Here is a 19,288-nt window from a genome sequence, read left to right as displayed (position 1 = left end):
AAGCGGCAGCTTCTACGCGCTCGATGCGAAGGCCTAAAGGCTGCTGCCCTCACCAACGTCCACACCGACCAATTTCCAACTCAAGCCGTCGCGGGCGAACTCCAGCCCCGCTTCCTCGCCTTCGGCTCGGGCGGTGAAGCGGTTCAGGCTTTGGCGGTCGATCTCAAGTTCCTTTTCGCCGCCTAGGGCAGGGAGCGGGGCGCCTTGGGCCTGACGGGTGGCATCAAACATTTCGGCCATGGATTCAGGCGTGATCAAGCGATCGACCATCGGGCTGATGATCGACTGGGCGAAGGCCGTGCCTGCCTCGCCCAGCGGGCCGGGATCGGTCTGGGCCTGGCGCGCGATGAGTAGGGACATTTCCTTCTTCATGTCCTCGCGCAGTGCAGGATAGTCTATATGCGCGGACACGGCCTCTGCATCACCCGCCAACCCCGCATCACGCATCGATTTCAGCGTCATCAGCGGACTGGCGTACCACCAGCCGCCCACTGCAATTGCGATAACCAGCAACAAGGCAATCAATTTGCGCATCGACATTCACCCACAGGGATCGTGAAGAAAGCACCCCACCACAACGCGGCGTACCGAGCAAGCGCCTGTCGCCCCCGGGACGCGCGCGGTGTCGGCAATCCCCTTTCCCGCCAGATTCCGTATGTCCGCTCGGCCCCTCGGCTTGGCGTGACCCGCAATTAACCGCTCGGCACCTCGCCGCTAAACCGAACCGAACCGCCATTAATAGCTGAACGGCACATAAACGGCAGGAAACTGGGCCCCATCGGCAGAGGTTCTGAACCCCGCACGGCCATGATTGCCGGCGAAAAAGATGGAGTTACCATGTTTAAGCATCTACCCATTGCACTCGCTCTTGGTGGGCTCGCGACCCTGCCTGCCGCAGCGCAGGTCGTCTCCGGCGTCCCGCAGGCGAAGGTCAATGTCGGCGTTGGCGCCGGGGCCAAGATCAAGACGCCTCCGGCCAATGCTGATGCCAGGGCGCGGGCCAATGCCGACACGCAAGTGGACACGAAGGTCGAAATGCCCGATCCAATGGTGCAACAGCGGGCGACGAGCCAAGGAAAGGCCCACGCCAATGTATGGGGTCTCGCCAATGCATCGGGTAACAGCGCGCTCGCCGCTCTGGGCGTAGACCTGTCCGCGGTGACCACGGGGTCCGCCGTTGTGGATGGCGACGGTGCCGCGATTGGCTCGGTCTCGGATCTCATTGTCAACGAAAAGACCGGCGCTGTCGTCGGCCTCGAAGTCACGCTCGAAAATGGCGATGTGGTAGAGATTCCCGCGTCGAAGCTCGCCATTTCCGGTGAGGTGATCACCACGACCTATCTCGCTGGCGAGTAACCGCTCGCGACAGATCGTGGTGGCCCCGGCATTCTCTCGTCGAGGATGCCGGGGCATCCTTTTGTGCTTGGCTCAAAGCTACGATTGCTTGGTCCGCCGCCCTGCCGTATAGCCCGCGCTCACTCAAGCGATGAAGGACGGCATGGCACGACGTCGGCAGATTTACGAAGGCAAGGCCAAGATCCTCTACGAAGGACCAGAGCCCGGCACGATCATCCAATATTTCAAGGATGATGCGACTGCCTTCAACGCCCAGAAGAAGGGCCAGATCGCGGGCAAGGGCGTGCTCAACAACCGCATTTCCGAGCATATCTTCTCCTCGCTCGCGACGATCGGCGTGCCGACCCATTTCATCCGTCGCCTCAACATGCGCGAGCAGCTCGTCCGCCAGGCCGAGATCATTCCGATCGAGGTCGTGGTGCGCAATGTCGCGGCGGGCACGCTGTGCAAGCGGCTCGGGCTCGAGGAAGGCGTTCAGCTGCCGCGCACCATCATCGAATATTATTACAAGGACGATGCGCTGGGCGATCCCTTGATCGCCGACGAGCATATCGCCTGCTTCGGCTGGGCTAGCCAGGACGAGATGAACGACATTGCCGACATGGCGATCCGCATCAACGATTTCATGTGCGGTATGTTCGCGGGGATCGGCATTAAGCTCGTTGATTTCAAACTCGAGTTCGGGCGCGTCTGGGACGGCGATTTCTCGCGCGTGATCCTCGCCGACGAGATCAGCCCCGACAGCTGCCGCCTGTGGGACGTCAAGACCAACCGCAAGCTCGACAAGGACCGCTTCCGCCAGGATCTTGGCGAAGTGGGCGAAGCCTATCAGGAAGTGGCGCGGCGCCTGGGGCTTCTCAACCCCGAGGATGGCGAGGAAGCGGGCGCGGTTCTCGATCTCGACGAGCATCGCAAGAAGCGCGACAAATAAGAGCAAAGTCTTGCCTGCCTCTCGTCGCTGCCCCACCTTGGCGCGGGTGAGCGGCTTGTTTCCCATTCTTCCGGCAGGAGCCTCCTGATGGCGCTCCCGCGTGTGCGCGTGGTAACCTTGAATGCCGCGCTCGGCCCGCTCGACTATCGCGTGCCGCAGGGCGTGGTGGCGCAACCGGGCGATATCCTGACGGTGCCGCTTGGTCCGCGACAGCTGATCGGGGTGGCGTGGGAGCCCGAACGGCTTCCGACCGAGGAAGTCGGCGACAACCGCTTGCGCCCATTCCTTGCCAAGGAAGACGTCTCGCCGATCGCCGAGCCGCTTCGCCGCCTCGCCGAGTGGACCGCAGACTATTATCTCTCGCCGCTGGCGAGCGTGCTGCGCATGATCCTTCCGGGCGCGGCCTTCGCTTCGCCTCGCCAGCTGACCGAATATCGGCCGACCGGCAGCCTCCCCGACCGCATGACGCCGCAGCGGCGACAGGCAATGGAGAAAATCGAGGGGCGCCAGGGCAGTGTGCGCGAACTGGCGCGGCTGGCCGACGTGTCGGACGGGGTCATTCGCGGGCTGGTCAACCATGGCGCGCTCGAGGCCGTCGCGGTCGAGGCCGATGCGCCCTTCTCTCTTCCCGATCCCGACCATGCCCCCCCGACATTGAGCGCGGAGCAGGGCGCGGCGGCCGATCGGCTACGCTCGGCGCTTGGCAAGGGGTTCGACCCCATCCTGCTCGACGGCGTGACCGGGTCGGGCAAGACCGAAGTCTATTTCGAAGCGATTGCAGAGGCTCTGCGGCAGGATCGGCAAGTGCTCGTCCTCCTGCCGGAAATCGCGCTGACTGAGCCTTTTCTTTCGCGCTTCGAGAAACGGTTCGGATGCGCGCCCGTATCCTGGCACTCGGATCTTCGCGCGTCCGAGCGGCGGCGGGCGTGGCGAGCGATTGCCGACGGGTCGGCCAAGGTGGTGGTGGGCGCGCGGTCGAGCCTTTTCCTTCCCTATCGCGATCTCGGGCTGATCATCGTCGATGAAGCGCATGAAGCGAGTTTCAAGCAGGAGGAAGGCGTCCAATATCATGCCCGCGACGTTGCCGTGATGCGCGGGCATTTCGAAAAATTTCCGGTGATCCTCGCTTCGGCCACGCCGGCAATCGAGACGCGGCACATGGTCGAAATCGGCCGCTATGACGAGGTCTGTCTGCGCGAAAGACATGCAGGCGCGCAGCTGCCCGATATCGAGGCCGTCGACCTCACGCATGACCCTCCGGCGCGAGGCAATTGGCTGGCGCCCCGCCTGGTGCGCGAACTGGAAGCCAATCTGGAGGCGGGCGAGCAATCGCTCCTCTTTCTCAACCGGCGCGGCTTTGCCCCGCTGACCTTGTGCCGCCATTGCGGGCATCGCTTCAATTGCCCCAATTGCACGGCGTGGATGGTCGAACATCGGCTGATGCACCGCCTTGCCTGCCATCATTGCGGCCATGTCATGCCACCACCGCGTCTGTGCCCCGAGTGCGAGGAGGAAGATAGCCTCGTCGCCTGCGGGCCAGGGGTCGAGCGGATCGCCGACGAAGTGCAGCAGCTGTTCCCCGAGGCGCGCACCGCGATCGTCACCTCCGATACGGTATGGAGTCCTGCGCGCGCCGCCGAATTCGTGCGCGCGATGGAAGCAAGCGAGATCGACATCGTGGTGGGAACGCAATTGGTCACCAAGGGCTATCATTTCCCCAACCTCACGCTGGTCGGCGTGGTCGATGCCGACCTTGGCCTGCAGGGCGGCGACCTTCGTGCAGCCGAGCGCACTTTCCAGCAGATCAGCCAGGTCGCGGGGCGCGCCGGACGTGGTGAGCGGCCGGGCCGCGTGCTGGTGCAGACGCATGATCCCGACGCGCCGGTGATCGCGGCGCTGGTGTCGGGCGACGGTCCTGCCTTTTTCGAGGCCGAGACCGAAGCGCGGAGAAGCGCTGCGATGCCGCCATTCGGCCGGCTCGCGGCCATCATCGTCTCGGCCGAGGACCAGACCGATGCAGAGCGCACCGCTGCCGCGATTGGCCATGCGCGCCCGAAGATCGACGGAGTTGCAATTTACGGCCCGGCCCCGGCCCCGCTCGCGATGCTGCGCGGTCGCCATCGGCAAAGATTGCTCGTCCATGCGGAGCGCAAGCTCGACGTGCAGGCAGTAATCCGTGAGTGGCTGTCCGGCGTCGACTGGCCCGCCAAGGTGCGCGTCGCGGTGGATGTCGATCCTTACAGTTTCGTCTGACCCGTTCGTCGAAAGAGGGTGGACCCAAGACCCCCTTTCCAAATGCTCCCCATCCGTTATCCCTTGGTCATTGAACAACTTTTTGGAGAGCGGGTGTGCGGGGTTTGAAGTTGCATTTTCTGGCGGCGACGGTCGCAGCGACCATGGTGCCGGGGGCGGCCATGGCGGACTGGTACGAAGCCAGGACCGATCAGTTCGTGGTCTATTCCGCCGGTTCCAAGTCGCAGGCCGAGCGCTTCGCGGGACTTCTCGAGCGCTACGACCGCTCGATGCGATCGGTGCAGAATATTCCCTTCAAGCCCGCCGACAGCGATGCCCAGCGCGTCACCGTCTTCCATTGGGGCGACGGGCGGGACATCGCCGCGCTGGCAGGGTCACGCGCTTCGGGGGTGCGCGGCTTCTACATTCCACGCGCGGGCGGTTCGGTGGCATTTTCCCCGCTCAGGGGCGATCGGCGCGTCGGCAGCCGCGAAGCGCACAAGAAGCGGGTGAAGCTCGATGTGAACAGCATCCTGCTCCATGAATATGCGCATCATTTCATGTTCCAGCATTTCGCCGCCACCTATCCCGGCTGGTATCGCGAGGGCTTTGCCGAATTTTACGGCCAGATGACCTTCGACGATGACGGCAGTTTCCACCTCGGCAACCCGCCGCAATATCGCGGGGAATTTCTCAAGTCGGGTCCGCCCTATCCGGTGAAGCGCATTTTCGAGACCGAGCGCAAGCTGACCGGCCTCGACCAGGCAAATTGGTACAGCACGGGCTGGCTACTCGTGCATTATCTCACCTTCGCGCCCGAACGGCAGGGGCAGCTGGGCACTTTCCTCAAGCTCATCAACGAAGGCGTCGCCAGCATGGACGCCGCGAAGCAGGCCTTTGGCGATCTCGACAAATTGAACGGCGACGTGCGTTCCTATCTGGGTGATGACCTGCCCGGCTATGACGTGATACCTGCCAATTACAGCGAGCCCGAGGTCGAGCTGCGCAAGCTGACCGACGAGGAAGAGGATATCATCGAATATCGCATGCGCTCGAAGCGCGGCGTGGATCGCGACGAAGCGCGCAGCATCGCCCGTGCGGTGCGCGACAAGGCAAGCCTCCAGACCAATTCGCCGCTGGTCGCCCTGACGCTGGCCGAGGCCGAGTTCGACGCGCGCGAATATGACCGCGCCGAAGCGGCCGCACGGCGCGTCATCGCGCTCGACGACGACATATCGGAGGGCCATCTCTATCTCGCGCGGATCGCCGTCGAACATGCCGAGGACGGCCAGGGCGACTGGCAAACCGCGCGGCGTCACTTCATCGCCGCCGCCGACCGCGATCGGTCCGATGCCCGGCCTTTCTTCGAATATTACATGACCTACCTCGATGAAGGGGTCGAGCCGCCCGAGGACGCGATCATCGCGCTCGAAACCGCCTATCGCCTGTCGCCTTATGACAGCCAGGTACGTTTCATCCTCGTTCGCCAGCTTGCGCGCGAAGGAAAGGCGGAGATTGCCGCGCGCCTTCTCAACCCGCTCGTCTTCGCGCCGCATGGCAATGACGATGTCGAACAGTTGCGCAAGGCGATGGAATTGCTCGCCGAGGGCAAGGCCGAGGAAGGCACCGCGATCATCGACCAGCAATATGCCAAGGCGAAAGTCGAAGCCGAGGAAGCCGAAGAAGGCTGATCGCGGCAGATCGCATCATGGAAATGGGAGGCGGCGGACCGACGGGTTCGCCGCCTTTTTTATGGGCGCATCCGGAGAAAAGGGGCGCCGCGGGAGGTTCTCCTCCTATGACCACCCTCATCCCCCTCCTAGGCGACCAGCTGAGCCACGACCTATCTTCTCTGCCCGAGGCGCCCGAGGATGGCGACCATGTCGTCCTGATGATGGAGGTGTGGGACGAAGCGCGTTACGTCAAACATCACCCCCAGAAGATCGCGCTTATCTTTTCGGCGATGCGCCATTTCGCCGCCGAGCTGGAGGAGAAGGGCTATCGCGTCGATTATGTCCGGCTCGACGATCCCGCCAATTCAGGCAGCCTGACGGGCGAGGTCCAGCGGGCCTGCGAGCGGCACGAAGCGAATGCCATCCGTATCACCGAGGCGGGCGAATATCGCGTGATGGACGCGATCGGCGAATGGGAGGACCGGTTCGGCCTGCCCGTCACGATCCTGCCGGACACGCGCTTCCTCTGCACTCTCGACGAATTCTTTGCCTGGGCGCAGGGGCGCGACGGGCTGCGGATGGAATATTTCTACCGCGAGATGCGCCGCCGCACGGGGCTTCTGATGGACGGCGAGGAGCCCGTCGAAGGCCGGTGGAATTTCGACAAGGAAAACCGGTCGAGCGCCCCCGACGACGCGACCTTTCCCGAGACGCCACGCTTCGAACCCGATAGCTGCACCAAGGAAGTGCTCGCGTTGGTGGAGGAACGCTTTTCCGATCATTTCGGCTCGCTCGAGAAGTTCGCATGGCCCGTCACCGCGAGCGAAGCCGCAGAAGCACTCGACCATTTCATCGCCTGTCGCCTTCCGGGCTTCGGTGCGACGCAGGACGCGATGCTGATCGGCGAGGATTTCCTCAACCATGCATTGCTTTCGACCTCGATCAATCTCGGCCTGCTTGACCCGATGCATTGCTGCCGCTGCGCGGAGCAGGCCTATCGCGACGGGAAGGCCCCCATCGAGGCAGTGGAGGGCTTCATTCGCCAGATCCTCGGATGGCGCGAATATATCCGCGGGGTCTATTGGTGGGAGGGTCGCGGCTATGGCGAGGAGAATTTCCTTGGCGACGACCGCCCCCTCCCCGCCTTCTATTGGACCGGCGAAACCGACATGCTGTGTCTGTCCGAGGCCGTCCGCTCGACCCGCGACCATGCCTATGCGCATCATATCCAGCGCCTGATGGTGCTCGGCAATTTCGCGATGCTGGCGGGCACGCACCCCAAGGCGGTGCAGGACTGGTTCCTCGTCGTCTATGCCGACGCCTATGAATGGGTCGAGATGCCCAATGTCGTGGGCATGGCGCTGTTCGCCGACGGCGGGAAGATGGCATCCAAGCCCTATGCCGCGAGCGGCAATTACATCAACAAAATGAGCGATTACTGCCCGTCCTGCCCCTACAAGGTGTCGAAAAAGGTCGGCGAGGACGCCTGCCCGTTCAATGCGCTCTACTGGCATTTCCTCGACCGCCACCGCGACAAGCTCGGTAACAATCACCGCCTGTCGCGGGTCTATTCGACATGGGACCGGATGCACGAGGCGCGCCGCGAGGAATATCGGCAAAGCGCCGAGAATTTCCTCGCGACGCTCGAACCCGCCGAGGACGGCTGGGCGCGCTAGAGAAGCGTTTTCTCGCTCGCTCCCTCGGCTGCCAGCAGCTTTTCCTTGCGTTCCACCCCGTAAGCATAGCCGCCCAGCCCGCCATCCGAGCGAATGACGCGGTGGCAGGGAATGAGCACCGCGACATTATTGGCGCCGTTGGCGCTGCCCGCGGCACGCACCGCACCGGGCTTCCCGATCGCGGCGGCGATGTCGGCATAGGTGCGGGTTTCGCCCGGCGGAATCTTGCGCAATTCCTGCCAGACCGCTTCCTGGAAAGCGGTGCCTGCCACGTCGAGCGGAAGGTCGGGCATCGTGAGCGGCGCGCGCACCGCTTCGAGCGCGCCTTCGACCCAGGCGGCGATCCTTCCGTCATCCTCGCGGATATCGGCCTTGGGAAAAGCGCGGCGGAGCGTCTCTGCATCCTCGTCGAAGCTCAAGCGGCAGATACCCTCGTCGGTCGCGGCGACCAGCATGGGCCCAAGCGCGCTTTCGACGATCGAATAGCGGATCGTCACGCCCTCGCCTCCCTTGCGCCAAGCCGAAGGTGCCATCCCCATTCTCCTTCCATCGGCATAGAAGCGGCTCGGCGCTTCATATCCCGCGTCATAGATTGCATCGGTGACCGTGTCGGCGTTCGCCAGTGCCCTTTGCCCTTTTTCGGCGCGCCTTGCGCGGGCGTAGGCCGCGGGCGAGACGCCGAGCGCGCGTTTGAAGATGCGCTGCAGATGGCCGGGCGAATAACCCGTCAGCTGCGCCAATTCGTCCAGCGTGGCGGGCCCTTCATCAAGCCTGCGTACGGCAGACGCCACCGCCTGTTCGTCGGGAGCGACCGCATCGGGATGACAACGGCGACAGGGCCGCAATCCGGCTTCGCGCGCTTCGGTCGGCTCGGCGAAGAAACGCACATTGGTCCGCTTGGGGTGGCGCGCGGGACAGGAGGGGCGACAATAGATGCCAGTCGTCAGCACGCCCGTCACGAAGTGCCCGTCGGCCTGCCGGTCACGGGCAAGGACGCTTTGCCAGCATTGTTCGTCATTCATCCGGTTCATCATGGGGTTAGTGTAGCCGGGGGGCGCGCCCTCCGCTTCCCGAATCTTGCGCTCAAAGCGTATCGAGCCATTCGGCGATCAGCGGCGTGGCCGGGCGTGCGATGTCATTATGTCCGGCCCGCTCGACAAGGCGGAGGCGCGTGTCGGGGCGAAGCTGTGCCAGCCGGAGCGAATGTTCGGCGGGGATCATCCGGTCCTCCTTGCCATGAACAATCAAAAGCGGCGCATCGATCGCGGCAATCCGTTCGACCGTGGGATAACGGTCGCGCATCAGCCAGGACACCGGTGCCCAGGGAAAATGGTGCCGTGCCGCGTCCTGCATCGAAGTGAAGGGCGCAACGAGGAACAGGCCCTTGTAGCCGCCTGACGAAGCGACATGACTGGCCACTCCCGTCCCCAGCGAAAAACCGCCGACCACGATGGCACTGCGGTCGATGCCGCGTTCGGAGAGATAGCCTGCGCCGGCTTCGGCATCGGCATAGAGGCCCGCTTCGTCAGGGCTGCCGGGATTGCCGAGATAGCCGCGATAATTGACCAGCAGGGCACCGCGCCCGTCCTGCATCAGCGGGGCGAGCCAATGCGCCGAGGAAAAGGCGCTGTCGCCATTGCCGTGAAAGAAAAGAAGCGTGGGCTGGCCCACCTCGGGCGGCCGGAAAAGCGCCTTGAGCACCAGCCCGTCACGGGTCGCCAGTTCGACGACGTCAAAACGGGCGGGCGGTTGTTGCCAGGGCGATGCATCGCTGCCCGCTCCCGGATAGATCATCTGGCGTTGCATGGCAGTGAGCATGGCGAGCGAGAGTGCAGCAGCAATCAGCGCGGCGATCAACAGCCGCAAGAGGATTCGCGAGGTCCGGCGCATCACCTTCAGGAAGGTGCCGCGATTCGCGCGCGCGGGCAAGCGCGCCCGAAAACAACGGCAGATGGCGGCTCCCGGGCATGGAAAGCACAGCCTTTTTCATCCAAGCCGTCGCACTGCCTTGCATCCTCTCCCACCCCTTGCTAGGGGCGCGCCAACCCATGGGGGGGCGCACGGTTTTCATGCGAGGACCGCCGCGCCCCGTTCACTGCATGGGTCATGTTCTAGTCTGGAGCTTGAGAGACGCGTGGATAATTCCGGCGGCATCCGGGCCAGCTTGGCGGGGCGTTATGCCTCGGCCCTGTTCGGCCTGGCGCGAGACGAAAATCAGATCGACACGGTGGCGGCGAACCTCGATTCGCTGAACGCCGCGCTCGGCGAATCAGAAGAATTGCGCGCGATCATCGCATCGCCCGCGCTGGGCCGCGACGATGCGGTTCGGGCGGTCAAGGCGATTGCCGACCAGTTCAAGCTGGACCGGCTGACGGCCAACTTCCTCGGCGTGCTTGCCGAGAATGGCCGCCTCGACCAGCTCAGCGCTGCGGCCAAGGCCTTCGCGCTGCTGGTCGCCGACCATCGCGGCGAGGCCCGCGCCGAAGTCGTCAGCGCGCACAAGCTTTCCAAGGCGCAGCTCGACGCCCTCCAGAAGAAACTGTCGGCCCGCGTCGGCCGCGACGTGACCGTGGATGCCACGGTCGACCCCGATATTCTCGGCGGCATCAAGGTCCAGATGGGCAGCCAGCTGATCGATGCTTCCGTTCGCACCAAACTCAATACCCTCGCTCAGGCGATGAAAGGCTAATTTCATGGATATCCGCGCCGCAGAAATTTCCCGCGTCATCCGCGACGAAATCAAGAATTTCGACGCCGACGCCCAGGTCACCGAAATCGGCAGCGTGCTGTCGGTCGGCGACGGCATCGCCCGCGTGCATGGCCTCGACAATGTCCAGGCCGGCGAAATGGTCGAGTTCGATGGCGGGGTGAAGGGCATGGCCCTCAACCTCGAGCATGACAATGTCGGTATCGTGATTTTCGGTTCGGACCGCGACGTGGCCGAAGGTTCGACCGTCAAGCGGACCGGCGAAATCGTCGACGTGCCGATCGGCAAGGGTCTTCTCGGCCGCGTTGTCGACGCTCTCGGCAACCCGATCGATGGCAAGGGCCCGATCGAATATAGCGAACGCCGCCGCGTCGAAGTGAAGGCGCCGGGCATCATCCCGCGCAAGTCGGTGCACGAGCCGGTCCAGACCGGCCTCAAGGCGCTCGACGCCCTCGTGCCCGTCGGCCGTGGTCAGCGCGAACTGATCATCGGCGACCGCCAGACCGGCAAGACCGCCGTGGCGATCGATACCTTCATCAACCAGAAGGGCATCAACGAAAGCGGCGACGAGAGCGAGAAGCTCTACTGCATCTATGTCGCGGTGGGCCAGAAGCGCTCGACCGTCGCGCAGATCGTCCGCCAGCTCGAAGAAAACGGCGCGATGGAATATTCGATCGTCGTCGCCGCGACCGCTTCGGAACCGGCACCGCTGCAGTTCCTCGCGCCTTACACGGGCTGCACCATGGGCGAATATTTCCGCGACAACGGCATGCACGCCTGCATCGTCTATGACGATCTTTCCAAGCAGGCGGTGGCCTATCGCCAGATGTCGCTGCTGCTGCGCCGTCCGCCGGGCCGCGAAGCCTATCCGGGCGACGTCTTCTATCTTCACAGTCGCCTTCTCGAGCGCGCCGCGAAGATGAACGAGGACAATGGCGCCGGTTCGCTCACCGCCCTGCCGATCATCGAAACGCAGGCGGGCGACGTGTCGGCCTATATTCCGACCAACGTGATCTCGATCACCGATGGCCAGATCTTCCTCGAAACCGATCTCTTCTACCAGGGCATCCGCCCCGCCATCTCGGTCGGCCTCTCGGTCAGCCGCGTCGGCTCGGCCGCGCAGACCAAGGCGATGAAGAAGGTGTCGGGCTCGATCAAGCTCGAGCTGGCGCAGTATCGCGAAATGGCGGCCTTCGCCCAGTTCGGTTCGGACCTCGATGCCGCGACCCAGAAGCTGCTGGCTCGCGGTGCGCGCCTCACCGAGCTCCTGAAGCAGCCGCAGTTCCAGCCGATGCCGATGGAAGAGCAGGTCGTCTCGATCTTTGCGGGCACCAACGGGTTCATCGACAGCGTCGAGGTTTCCGACGTGACTCGCTATGAAGCCGCGATGCTGAGTTACATGCGCGCCGAGCATGGCGACATTCTCTCGACCATCCGCGAGACCAAGAAGCTCGAGGATGACACCGCCGCGAAACTCAAGGATGCGCTGACCGCATTCGGCAAGCAGTTCGCCTAATCGTCGCTGACGGGAGATAGACTGGCATGGCCAGCCTCAAGGATCTCAAACTCCGGATCAACTCGGTCAAGTCGACCCAGAAGATCACCAAGGCGATGAAGATGGTCGCCGCGGCCAAGCTGCGCCGCGCGACCGAGCGCGCCGAGGCGGGCCGTCCCTATGCGACGCGCCTGCAGAGCGTGGTGTCCTCGCTTGCCAGCCGGATCACGGTCGGGCCGCAGAGCCCCAAGCTGATCGCCGGCACCGGCAAGGACGAGACGCATCTCATCATCGTCGCGACCGCCGACAAGGGCCTCGCGGGGGCGTTCAGCGGCAACATCGTCAAGGCCGCACGCGCCAAGGCGGAAGAACTGATCGCGGACGGCAGGGAAGTCTATTTCTATGTCGTCGGCCGCAAGTCGCGCCCGATCCTGAACCGTTTCTTCCCGGGCAAGATCATCGGCCAGCACGATACCTCGGCGATCAAGAACCCCGCCTATAGCGATGCGCAGGCGATTGCCGACGATATCATCGACCGCTTCGAAAGCGGCCGTTTCGACGTCGCGCACCTCGCCTATGCCGAGTTCAAGTCGACGCTCAGCCAGGTTCCGCAGGTCGACCAGCTGATCCCGGTCGTCCCGGCCGAGGCCGACGAAGGTAAGGGCGCTTCGGCGGCGGTCGAATATGAACCCGGCGAAGAGGAAATCCTCGCGGATCTCCTGCCCAAGAATGTCGCCATCCAGATCTACCGCGCCATGCTGGAAAACCAGGCCGGTTTCTACGGCAGCCAGATGACCGCGATGGACAATGCCACGCGCAACGCCGGCGACATGATCAACAAATTGTCGATCAGATATAACCGGCAGCGCCAGGCTGCCATCACCACCGAACTCGTTGAAATCATTTCGGGCGCCGAAGCGCTCTAACGGAAGGCAAGGAAAAGACCCATGGCCCCCTCCAAGACCGCCACCAAGACCCAGACCGGGCGCATCGCCCAGGTGATCGGCGCTGTCGTCGACGTCGAATTCGACGGCGAACTGCCGCCGATTCTCGCTGCGCTGGAAACCGACAACAACGGCAACCGCCTCGTTCTCGAAGTCGCCCAGCACCTTGGCGAGAACATCGTCCGCACGATCGCGATGGACTCCACCGAGGGCCTGACCCGCGGCCAGGACGTCAAGGCGACCGGTTCGATGATCGAGGTTCCCGTCGGTCCCAAGACCCTCGGCCGCATCATGAACGTGGTGGGCGAACCCATCGACGAGCGCGGCCCGATCGGTGCCGAGCAGAGCGCCCCCATTCACGCCGAGGCTCCGGCCTTCGTCGACCAGTCGACCGATGCCGACATTCTCGTCACGGGCATCAAGGTCATTGACCTTCTCGCGCCTTACGCGAAAGGCGGCAAGATCGGCCTGTTCGGCGGTGCCGGCGTGGGCAAGACCGTGCTCATCCAGGAACTGATCAACAATATCGCCAAGGGCCATGGCGGCACCTCGGTGTTCGCGGGCGTCGGCGAACGTACCCGCGAAGGCAACGATCTCTATCACGAGTTTCTCGACGCCGGCGTCATCGCGAAGAACGACAAGGGCGAAGCCATCTCGGAAGGCTCCAAGGTGGCGCTGGTCTATGGCCAAATGAACGAACCGCCGGGCGCCCGCGCCCGCGTCGCGCTGTCGGGTCTCACCATCGCCGAATATTTCCGCGATGCCGAAGGCCAGGACGTGCTCTTCTTCGTCGACAACATCTTCCGCTTCACCCAGGCGGGTTCGGAAGTGTCGGCGCTGCTCGGCCGTATTCCCTCGGCCGTGGGCTACCAGCCGACCCTGTCGACCGACATGGGCGCGCTGCAGGAGCGCATCACCTCGACCAACAAGGGCTCGATTACCTCGGTCCAGGCCATCTACGTGCCGGCCGACGACCTTACCGACCCTGCACCGGCCACCTCTTTCGCCCACTTGGACGCGACCACGGTTCTCAGCCGTGCGATCTCTGAGCTCGGCATCTATCCTGCGGTGGACCCGCTGGACTCGACCAGCCGCGTCCTCGAGCCGCGTGTCGTTGGCCAAGAGCATTATGAAACCGCTCGTGCGGTTCAGGAAATCCTGCAGAAGTACAAGTCGCTCCAGGACATCATCGCTATTCTCGGCATGGATGAGCTGTCGGAAGAGGACAAGCTGACCGTGGCCCGCGCCCGCAAGATCCAGCGCTTCCTTTCGCAGCCCTTCCACGTCGCCGAGGTGTTCACCGGCATCAAGGGCCAGTTCGTGCAGCTCGAAGACACGATCAAGTCCTTCAAGGCGGTCGTGAATGGCGAATATGACCACCTGCCCGAAGGCGCCTTCTACATGGTCGGCGGCATCGAGGATGCGGTCGCCAAGGCCGAGAAGATGGCGGCCGACGCCTAAATGGCTGGCGGCGATCTTCGTCTCGAAGATTGCCTCAACCGGGTCTGCCCATGGTCGGGCAGACCCGTCCAGGCCGACAGCCTGACCCGCTACAAGGGAAAGACCGTCGGCTTCTGCAATCCCGGGTGCCGGGAAAAATTTGAGAAAGCCGTGAACGCATTCGACGCGGCGATCGAGGGACAGAAATAATGGCGCTACAGTTCGAACTGGTGACCCCCGAAAAGCTCGTCCGCTCGGACGAAGCCCATATGGTCGTGGTGCCGGGCGTCGAGGGCGATTTCGGCGTGATGGAAGGCCATGCGCCCTTCATGACGACGCTGAAGGACGGTGCCATCGAAATCTATGCGAGCGCCGGCAGCGAACCCGAACGCATCGCGGTCTCGGGCGGCTTCGCCGAAGTGGGCGACAAGGGTCTCACGATCCTGGCCGAAAGCATCGAAGGCTGAGCTTCTACCGAGGAGTCTGCTCCTCGTCTCAACGAAAATCTCTGTGATCCTCGCCAGCGGGCGTGACCTGCTGGCGATTTTGCTTATGCTCCGGGCGACACTCCGGGGGACATCGATGACAAGCCAGCGCTTTCAAGCCTGTCACGCATGGCTGCAGGATGGCCTCCGCGACATTTGCCGCATGAAGGGACAGCATGTCACTCGCACCCCTGCCTGAAGCCGCCTCTTCCCGCCAACCGGGCCTCGTCGACCGACTAGCGATGGCGCTTATTGCCGGGATGACCGCTTTCTATGCCTGGGCGACCTGGGACCATGGCGGGTCGCAGGCGCTTTATCCGATGCGCCAGTTCGCTTTTCCCGTGCTTCTGGTCGAAGCGGCGGTGATGGCGTTGGCGATTTTCCGTTTTCGCAGTCTCGGGCCCAGCGTGGCGCGGCTGTCGCGGCCCGTGGGAGCTGCGCTGATCGTGACGATCGCCCTGGCATTGTTCGGCGCCACGCAAGCGCAGCACGCGCCGCTTTACGCCACGGTGAAGACGCTGATCAATCTGTGGCACCTGCTCTTTGCCTTCGCGCTGTGCAGCCTGCTGAGCCGTGACTGGCACGACCATCGCCTTACGTTCCTACGTTTTCTCCTGGTCGGGCTCGGCGTCTATCTCCTCACGGTTATCGCTTTTATCGCGACCGCGCCCGAAGGCTTCCGCTGGCATTTCTTCGGGATGACCGCGCAGAATATCCGTAACCTCGGCAGCCATCTGATGACGGTCGCGGTGTTCGCGCTCGCTTGCGGGATGGTCTTCCGGGGCCGATGGCGCATCGCTGCGGTCGCGATGTTGGTAATTGCCCTTTCGCTTCTGTTCTGGTCGGGATCGCGCGGACCCTTTCTCGGCTTTCTGGCGGCGACCGCGGTCGGCGCGGCCGCGCTCGGACTACGCAAGGGCGCGAGGCTGGTCGCTCTGGCGATGGGCGCGGCGATCCCCGCGGCATTTCTCTCCTTCATCCATGTCGTCCCCAACAGCATGTTTGGTCTTTGGCGAGCGGTCGGTTTCCAGTCGGTCGCGAGAGCTGTGGATAATGCCGATATTAGCTCCGGGAGGCTTGAGGTGTGGCTTAGAACGCTCGACTATGTTTCAGTCATGCCTCTCTGGGGCTATGGCGACGGTCAGTTCTTCCACATCGCGAAGGATTTGCGCCCGCGGCTCGCGTTTCCTCACAATGTCGAACTTCAGCTTCTTTTCCAATGGGGATGGATCGCAGGCAGCTTGGCCATTCTCCTGCTCTTTCTTCTACTTTGGAAGGCTTTTCGATCCACGCGCGCGGCGCCCGAAACGAAACTAGCGGGCCTGCTGATCCTAGTGAGCCTTTTCACGCTCGGTCATCTTGACGGGCCCTTCTACGATACCCTGCCAATGGCCTTCTTCGCGCTTGGCGGCTCGATTGCGCTTGCTTCGCGCCATGATCCCAGCAGCAGGACCATTGTTAACCACGATTAGCTATTTCTTAGGGGTTAGTCCCTTATTCACCATTCCGAACCTCCTATTGAAGGAACGGGACCAAGAGTATGAACGCTTTCGGTAAGCGCGGTGGCATGGGCGGCGGACGCCCCAGTTTCGGTTCGGCCAAGCCCATGAAGGGCAGCGGCGTGCCCAAACCCAAGGACAGCGACGAGGGCGGGAAGCAATTCCCCCCGGTCGAGGATCTGGGCGAGGAAGAAGTGTCGTCTGCAGACCCGTTGGCAAATCCTAGCTCCCCCTCTCCTGCCGCCAGCTTGACCGCCATGGACAAGCTGAACAAACGCATGAACAACCAGGAATCGGACGAAGGCGACGATGGCGACGGTTTCGAGGCCTCGGTTCATAAGATCAAGGAACAGGTCCTCCCGCGCCTCCTCGAGCGTGTCGATCCCGAGGCCGCGGCCACGCTGGGGAAGGACGAGCTTGCCGAGGAATTCCGGCCGATCATTTCGGAGGTCCTCGCCGAACTCAAGATCACCCTCAACCGCCGCGAACAATTCGCGCTGGAAAAGGTGCTGGTCGACGAATTGCTCGGTCTCGGGCCGCTCGAAGAATTGCTGGCCGACCCGGCGGTCTCGGATATCATGGTCAACGGCCCCGACCAGACCTTCGTCGAGCGCAAGGGCAAATTGTCACTTTCGAAGATCCGCTTCCGCGACGAGGAACATCTTTTCCAGATCGCCCAGCGCATCGTGAACAAGGTCGGTCGCCGCGTCGACCAGACCACGCCGCTGGCCGACGCCCGCTTGCAGGACGGCAGCCGCGTCAACGTGATCATCCCGCCCCTGAGCCTCAAGGGCACCGCCATCTCGATTCGTAAATTCTCCGACAAGCCAATCACCATCGACATGATGCGCGGTTTCGGCTCGATGTCCGAGCAGATGGCAACCGTCCTCAAGATCGCGGGCGCAAGCCGGATGAACATCGTCATCTCGGGGGGTACGGGTTCGGGTAAGACCACCATGCTCAACGCCCTGTCGAAGATGATCGACCCGGGCGAGCGCGTGATCACCATCGAAGACGCCGCCGAACTTCGCTTGCAGCAGCCGCACTGGCTGCCGCTCGAAACCCGGCCTGCCAACCTCGAAGGCCAGGGCGCGATTTCCATTCGCGACCTCGTCATCAACGCGCTGCGTATGCGTCCCGACCGCATCATTCTCGGCGAAATCCGTGGCCAGGAATGTTTCGACCTCCTGGCGGCGATGAACACTGGCCATGACGGTTCGATGGCGACGCTGCACTCCAACAGCCCGCGCGAATGTCTCGCCCGTATGGAAAACATGGTGATGATGGGGGACATCAAGATCCCCAAGGAAGCCATTTCGCGCCAGATCGCCGACTCGGTCGACCTCATCGTGCAGGTGAAACGCCTTCGCGACGGTACGCGCCGGACCACCAACATCACCGAGGTGATCGGGATGGAAGGCGAAGTCATCGTCACGCAGGAACTGTTCAAGTTCGAATATCATGACGAGACGCCCGACGGTAAGATCATCGGCGAATATGCTTCGATGGGCCTTCGTCCCTACACGATCGACAAGGCCAAGCAGTTCGGCTTCGACCAGCCTTATCTCGAGGCCTGCCTCTAGGAAGATCGCGTGCAAGGCGCCTGCCCCGGCGGGTGCCTCGCGCTTGCCAAGCCGCGCCGCGAGCCCCATCTGATATGCCAACGCATATCAACAGGGGAATATATTCATGCGGCCGATCGCTTATACCATCGCCCTTCTCGCACTGGGGGGCGCCGCCTGCGCACCCGCCGAACAGACCAACGCCACCGTCAATACCGCCGCGAGCCAGAAGGACGCGCTTGCCGCCGCGATCGCCTCGCCGCACCGCGATCCCGACAATGTCGCGCGGGACCAGTACCGCCATCCGGCCGAAACGCTCGAATTCTTCGGCGTGAAGCCCGATGACATGGTGGTCGAGATATGGCCGGGCGGCGGCTGGTACACCGAGATCCTCGCGCCCTATCTCGCCGAGGAAGGTAGCCTTGCCCTCGTCGCCAGCGAACGCGGCCTGTCGAGCGTGCGCAAGATGATGGAAAAGGATCCCGAAACCTACCGCTCGGTGATCCTGTCGCCCATGGACAGCCCGTCCTCGCCGACCAGCTTCCCGGCGGAAAGCGCCGATGTGGTGCTCACTTTCCGCAACGTCCATAATTGGGAGATGGGCGACAAGCCCTATGGCGCCGAATTCTTCGCCTCGATGTTCCGCATGCTGCGCCCGGGCGGCACCTTGGGGGTGGTCGACCATCGCCTGCCAGAAAATCGCCCTGACGAGATGATGAGGACGTCGGGCTATATGAAGCAGAGCCGGGTAATCGAACTGGCCGAAGCCGCGGGCTTCGAACTGGTGGACACCAGCGAAATCAACGCCAATTCCAAGGACAATGCGAACTACGAGAAAGGCGTCTGGACCCTTCCCCCACGGCTTGCCGAAGGGGACAAGGATCGCGAGAAATATCAGGCGATCGGGGAATCGGATCGCATGACCCTGAAATTCCGCAAGCCCGAATGAGCGAAGAGGCGCGCGAGCGATTGCTGGCGCGCCGCCGCGCGCTTGAGGAGGAGCAGCGCCTCGACGAGGAAGGGCGCAAGCCCGTGACCCTCGACCAGGAAAGCGTCGGGCGCCTTTCGCGCATGGATGCGCTCCAGGTCCAGGCAATGGCGCAGGCGCTCGATCGTCGCCGCGAGCAGGAAAAGCTGCGGATCGATGCCGCGCTTCGCCGGATCGAGGAAGGCGACTATGGCTTCTGCCTCGAATGCGGTGAAGCCATTGCCGAGAAGCGGCTCGAGCATGATCCGGCCGCCACCCACTGCATCGGGTGCGCCCGGTGAGAGGGAACCTTCGCCTTGC

At 63.3% G+C, this 19,288-nt stretch carries 18 protein-coding genes; 15 read left to right on the top strand and 3 right to left on the bottom strand.

What is annotated here, in order from left to right:
* Positions 1-33: 33 nt before the first annotated feature.
* Positions 34-534 (bottom strand): DUF2939 domain-containing protein, encoded by a 501-nt coding sequence (locus FHS50_RS01945; protein WP_183932711.1) that lies wholly within the window; start codon positions 532-534, stop codon positions 34-36.
* Between the two features lie 273 nt (positions 535-807).
* Here FHS50_RS01945 and FHS50_RS01940 point away from each other — a divergent pair, with 273 nt between their 5' ends.
* The 5 genes from FHS50_RS01940 (at position 808) to FHS50_RS01920 (ending at position 7,868) form a co-directional block, all read left to right on the top strand.
* Positions 808-1,356 (top strand): PRC-barrel domain-containing protein, encoded by a 549-nt coding sequence (locus FHS50_RS01940; RefSeq protein ID WP_183932710.1) that lies wholly within the window; start codon positions 808-810, stop codon positions 1,354-1,356.
* Between the two features lie 142 nt (positions 1,357-1,498).
* Positions 1,499-2,287, top strand: a complete 789-nt coding sequence (purC, locus tag FHS50_RS01935; protein ID WP_183932709.1) for a phosphoribosylaminoimidazolesuccinocarboxamide synthase — start codon at positions 1,499-1,501, stop codon at positions 2,285-2,287.
* An 87-nt stretch (positions 2,288-2,374) separates the two neighbouring features.
* Complete coding sequence (locus tag FHS50_RS01930; RefSeq protein ID WP_183932708.1) at positions 2,375-4,540, top strand: primosomal protein N'; 2,166 nt, start codon at positions 2,375-2,377, stop codon at positions 4,538-4,540.
* A 95-nt stretch (positions 4,541-4,635) separates the two neighbouring features.
* Entirely contained in the window at positions 4,636-6,210 is a 1,575-nt protein-coding gene (locus FHS50_RS01925) for a tetratricopeptide repeat protein (protein ID WP_183932707.1), read from the top strand.
* A gap of 107 nt (positions 6,211-6,317) precedes the next feature.
* A complete protein-coding gene (locus FHS50_RS01920; RefSeq protein ID WP_183932706.1) occupies positions 6,318-7,868 on the top strand; it encodes a cryptochrome/photolyase family protein in 1,551 nt (516 codons plus the stop codon).
* On the opposite strand, the gene ada is transcribed toward FHS50_RS01920, so the two are convergent.
* Both ada and FHS50_RS01910 read right to left on the bottom strand, forming a co-directional pair.
* On the bottom strand, positions 7,865-8,902 hold the full coding sequence (gene ada, locus FHS50_RS01915) for a bifunctional DNA-binding transcriptional regulator/O6-methylguanine-DNA methyltransferase Ada (RefSeq protein ID WP_246332917.1): 1,038 nt from the start codon (positions 8,900-8,902) through the stop codon (positions 7,865-7,867). The two genes, FHS50_RS01920 and ada, sit on opposite strands and share 4 nt — an antisense overlap.
* A gap of 49 nt (positions 8,903-8,951) precedes the next feature.
* Positions 8,952-9,797 (bottom strand): alpha/beta hydrolase, encoded by an 846-nt coding sequence (locus tag FHS50_RS01910; RefSeq protein WP_183932705.1) that lies wholly within the window; start codon positions 9,795-9,797, stop codon positions 8,952-8,954.
* Positions 9,798-10,002: 205 nt separating this feature from the next.
* On the opposite strand from FHS50_RS01910, the gene FHS50_RS01905 reads away from it, so the two are divergent.
* The 10 genes from FHS50_RS01905 (at position 10,003) to FHS50_RS01860 (ending at position 19,269) form a co-directional block, all read left to right on the top strand.
* Positions 10,003-10,557, top strand: coding sequence for a F0F1 ATP synthase subunit delta (locus FHS50_RS01905; RefSeq protein ID WP_183932704.1), 555 nt, complete (start codon positions 10,003-10,005; stop codon positions 10,555-10,557).
* Positions 10,558-10,561: 4 nt separating this feature from the next.
* On the top strand, positions 10,562-12,091 hold the full coding sequence (atpA, locus tag FHS50_RS01900; protein WP_183932703.1) for a F0F1 ATP synthase subunit alpha: 1,530 nt from the start codon (positions 10,562-10,564) through the stop codon (positions 12,089-12,091).
* 26 nt (positions 12,092-12,117) lie between these two features.
* On the top strand, positions 12,118-12,996 hold the full coding sequence (locus tag FHS50_RS01895) for a F0F1 ATP synthase subunit gamma (protein ID WP_183932702.1): 879 nt from the start codon (positions 12,118-12,120) through the stop codon (positions 12,994-12,996).
* Between the two features lie 21 nt (positions 12,997-13,017).
* Complete coding sequence (gene atpD / locus FHS50_RS01890) at positions 13,018-14,475, top strand: F0F1 ATP synthase subunit beta (protein WP_183932701.1); 1,458 nt, start codon at positions 13,018-13,020, stop codon at positions 14,473-14,475.
* Positions 14,476-14,664 (top strand): glutathione S-transferase, encoded by a 189-nt coding sequence (locus FHS50_RS01885; RefSeq protein ID WP_183932700.1) that lies wholly within the window; start codon positions 14,476-14,478, stop codon positions 14,662-14,664.
* Positions 14,664-14,921: an ATP synthase F1 subunit epsilon gene (locus tag FHS50_RS01880; RefSeq protein ID WP_183932699.1), complete on the top strand. Its 258-nt coding sequence runs from the start codon at positions 14,664-14,666 to the stop codon at positions 14,919-14,921. Before FHS50_RS01885 ends, FHS50_RS01880 begins: the two co-directional genes overlap by 1 nt.
* A 194-nt stretch (positions 14,922-15,115) precedes the next feature.
* Positions 15,116-16,411 carry an O-antigen ligase family protein gene (locus tag FHS50_RS01875; protein ID WP_183932698.1) on the top strand — a complete coding sequence of 432 codons (1,296 nt, stop codon included), beginning with the start codon at positions 15,116-15,118 and terminating at the stop codon, positions 16,409-16,411.
* A 68-nt stretch (positions 16,412-16,479) separates the two neighbouring features.
* Positions 16,480-18,021 (top strand): TadA family conjugal transfer-associated ATPase, encoded by a 1,542-nt coding sequence (locus FHS50_RS01870; protein ID WP_183932697.1) that lies wholly within the window; start codon positions 16,480-16,482, stop codon positions 18,019-18,021.
* A 106-nt stretch (positions 18,022-18,127) separates the two neighbouring features.
* The gene (locus FHS50_RS01865; protein ID WP_183932696.1) at positions 18,128-18,949 is read left to right on the top strand and encodes a class I SAM-dependent methyltransferase; all 822 of its coding nucleotides are present in this window, start codon (positions 18,128-18,130) and stop codon (positions 18,947-18,949) included.
* Entirely contained in the window at positions 18,946-19,269 is a 324-nt protein-coding gene (locus FHS50_RS01860) for a TraR/DksA family transcriptional regulator (protein ID WP_183932694.1), read from the top strand. The genes FHS50_RS01865 and FHS50_RS01860 overlap by 4 nt, the downstream gene beginning before the upstream one ends.
* Positions 19,270-19,288 lie beyond the last annotated feature (19 nt).

Source organism: Sphingomicrobium lutaoense, assembly GCF_014195685.1.
Lineage (GTDB): Bacteria > Pseudomonadota > Alphaproteobacteria > Sphingomonadales > Sphingomonadaceae > Sphingomicrobium > Sphingomicrobium lutaoense.
The sequence above is the reverse complement of the archived record's forward strand: the minus strand, read 5'-3'. Positions and strand labels throughout refer to the sequence as shown.

Coding starts and splice junctions, on each gene's coding strand:
- FHS50_RS01945 (WP_183932711.1), bottom strand. CDS start 534: ATGCGCAAATTGATTGCCTTGTTGCTGGTTATCGCAATTGCAGTGGGC.
- FHS50_RS01940 (WP_183932710.1), top strand. CDS start 808: ATGATTGCCGGCGAAAAAGATGGAGTTACCATGTTTAAGCATCTACCC.
- purC (WP_183932709.1), top strand. CDS start 1,499: ATGGCACGACGTCGGCAGATTTACGAAGGCAAGGCCAAGATCCTCTAC.
- FHS50_RS01930 (WP_183932708.1), top strand. CDS start 2,375: ATGGCGCTCCCGCGTGTGCGCGTGGTAACCTTGAATGCCGCGCTCGGC.
- FHS50_RS01920 (WP_183932706.1), top strand. CDS start 6,318: ATGACCACCCTCATCCCCCTCCTAGGCGACCAGCTGAGCCACGACCTA.
- ada (WP_246332917.1), bottom strand. CDS start 8,902: ATGATGAACCGGATGAATGACGAACAATGCTGGCAAAGCGTCCTTGCC.
- atpA (WP_183932703.1), top strand. CDS start 10,562: ATGGATATCCGCGCCGCAGAAATTTCCCGCGTCATCCGCGACGAAATC.
- FHS50_RS01895 (WP_183932702.1), top strand. CDS start 12,118: ATGGCCAGCCTCAAGGATCTCAAACTCCGGATCAACTCGGTCAAGTCG.
- atpD (WP_183932701.1), top strand. CDS start 13,018: ATGGCCCCCTCCAAGACCGCCACCAAGACCCAGACCGGGCGCATCGCC.
- FHS50_RS01885 (WP_183932700.1), top strand. CDS start 14,476: ATGGCTGGCGGCGATCTTCGTCTCGAAGATTGCCTCAACCGGGTCTGC.
- FHS50_RS01880 (WP_183932699.1), top strand. CDS start 14,664: ATGGCGCTACAGTTCGAACTGGTGACCCCCGAAAAGCTCGTCCGCTCG.
- FHS50_RS01875 (WP_183932698.1), top strand. CDS start 15,116: ATGTCACTCGCACCCCTGCCTGAAGCCGCCTCTTCCCGCCAACCGGGC.
- FHS50_RS01870 (WP_183932697.1), top strand. CDS start 16,480: ATGAACGCTTTCGGTAAGCGCGGTGGCATGGGCGGCGGACGCCCCAGT.
- FHS50_RS01865 (WP_183932696.1), top strand. CDS start 18,128: ATGCGGCCGATCGCTTATACCATCGCCCTTCTCGCACTGGGGGGCGCC.
- FHS50_RS01860 (WP_183932694.1), top strand. CDS start 18,946: ATGAGCGAAGAGGCGCGCGAGCGATTGCTGGCGCGCCGCCGCGCGCTT.